Here is a 2168-nt window from a genome sequence, read left to right as displayed (position 1 = left end):
AAATTCACTCATTGAAATTTTCTCCCATATAAAAAAATAAACTATTTTTCATAAAAATAGTTACTACTTTTTTTTGGTATACTTCACAGATCATCAAGTGAAAAAAGCTATTGGTCTTTTTTTTCTTGATATCTAGTTATAACATTTGTATTAAATACTTAATAAACACCACGGGTAAGAGGTACAATTTCAAGTGTAAAAAAGTTGACACTGTAAATTGAAACTGAGTAACAAAAATCATGCATAAAAAGTAAGTTTTAAATATGACCCTATAACATAATTATAATTAAAAATATCCTCAACTCCATTCTTCAAAAGGTATTCTCAGTCTTACTATTTTCTCTTCGATGGAGTAAGAAAAAATTATAATGCGTACTCTTTATTCAAATTAAATTATTAATGCTGATGGGATGTTGTATGCACTAATCCTGCTACATACAACTAGCATTAATTTTAATATAAAAAACTAATTTTATTTTTAAACTTACAAAAAATTATAAAAAGGAAAATTAAAATCTAAGTCCCCTTTCCTTCATAAAAGCGAGAAGATTAACACAATTAACCCCAACCTCACTACAAACATAAGGAATTTTACTTAAAGCTTTATTCTCAACAGATTCCTCAGTAAGAATAGAAATATCCTCATCACCCATAGCACATGCAATTAAATAAGGATCAGCCCAATTCTCTTCATTACTCTTTTTTAAACCCTGTCTCTGAAACACTTCAAATTTTTCATCAGACATAATATACTCTAAATTTTCAAATTTAGATTCAGGCAATTCAATAAAAGAATCATTATATTTTTCCCAGGGCTCTTGAAAATCTTTTAACTCATTGAATACTTCCTGAACAGAAAACATTGTCCCATCATCAAACATATCAAAAATAAGCTCCCAAATAGAAGGAAAAATATCTGGAGGATAATAATCTCTTAAATCAAAAATTGATGATGTATCAATCAAATATTTCATTATATTCCCCCATATATTCTTTTTTGTAATTCGGGCATATCTTTTCCTTTAAGATTAGTATAATTCATAAAATCAGCTAAATTAATTTTACCTCTATCATATGCATCAAAAACTAATCTATAATATGGTTTACTATAATATTTTATCTGATTATTCAGATGATTTCCCCCAGACCCTTTTTTCTTAGATTTATAATTATTTCCAATTTCTTCAACTTTAGAATCATAATCTTGTTTTCTAATTTTATTAATGTCCAATAATCTTCTTATGATTACATAAGTACTGACACCATATAAGTTAGATAATTTTTTCAATGCATTATCTGAAAAATCTTCAAAATATTCTCTATTCAAATCATCTGAAGGAACTAAGAACTCTCCAGCTACAGCATTACAAAATATTTCTTCTTTCAAAATATCTTTTTCATCACATATTGCGCTTTCACCCAATAATAAATGAGTTAATTCATGAAATAATGAAAATATTCGACCATTAACACTATCTTTTCCATTTAATAATATTATTGGTGCTTTATCATAGAAAATACATAATGCTCTCATCTCTTCAATAGTTACATTTTTTGTTTCAAAAATTAATATGCCTAATTTTTCATTAAATTTTTCTTTCCAAAAATTAAGAACAGAATAATGTTCTGAATCTTTAGATAATTTTTTTTGTTCATCTAATGAAACATTCAAAACTTTTCGAATATGATTAATTATATTCATCTTATTTATTTTTCCAGAAAATTTTTCAAAAGTTACACCATCTTCATTTAATTCATCTAAAAGGTCAACAAAAATATTTCTTCTAATTTCAGATTTTCTAATATTTTTAATTAAATCTGGAGATTTATTTGAATAATCCAAATTATCTAGTTTACGATAATTTATAAATACTGGATCTTCCTCAAAATCAATTGGATGAGACCTGAAGAAAAATGCTGTTGGAAGACAATACCTTTTACTAACATGTCTTAATTGTTTCCAAGTTGGACTTCTTTCACCAGATTCCCATAATTCATAACTGGATTTAATATCTCCAGGTAATGTATCTTCAAAACCATTTGTAAATCCTGCACGTTCCCTCGCCCATTTCATCATTTCAGGATTTACTTTTGCCCTAGTATCCATAATTATCAAACCTTTATCTTTTCCATATTTATAATTTAATTTCAGTTAATAAATATGTTTA

The 2168-nt window shown here is 26.1% G+C and carries 2 protein-coding genes; both read right to left on the bottom strand.

What is annotated here, in order from left to right; genetic code table 11:
- Positions 1-509: 509 nt before the first annotated feature.
- On the bottom strand, positions 510-974 hold the full coding sequence (locus Q4P18_RS07005; RefSeq protein ID WP_303337251.1) for a DUF4411 family protein: 465 nt from the start codon (positions 972-974) through the stop codon (positions 510-512).
- Positions 974-2107 carry an ImmA/IrrE family metallo-endopeptidase gene (locus Q4P18_RS07000; protein ID WP_303337249.1) on the bottom strand — a complete coding sequence of 378 codons (1134 nt, stop codon included), beginning with the start codon at positions 2105-2107 and terminating at the stop codon, positions 974-976. The genes Q4P18_RS07005 and Q4P18_RS07000 overlap by 1 nt, the downstream gene beginning before the upstream one ends.
- Between the last annotated feature and the right edge of the window lie 61 nt (positions 2108-2168).

Source organism: Methanobrevibacter sp., from assembly GCF_030539665.1.
In the GTDB taxonomy this organism is placed as follows: domain Archaea; phylum Methanobacteriota; class Methanobacteria; order Methanobacteriales; family Methanobacteriaceae; genus Methanocatella.
This window is presented reverse-complemented; position numbering and strand designations above follow the sequence as displayed.

Coding starts and splice junctions, on each gene's coding strand:
- Q4P18_RS07005 (WP_303337251.1), bottom strand. CDS start 974: ATGAAATATTTGATTGATACATCATCAATTTTTGATTTAAGAGATTAT.
- Q4P18_RS07000 (WP_303337249.1), bottom strand. CDS start 2,107: ATGGATACTAGGGCAAAAGTAAATCCTGAAATGATGAAATGGGCGAGG.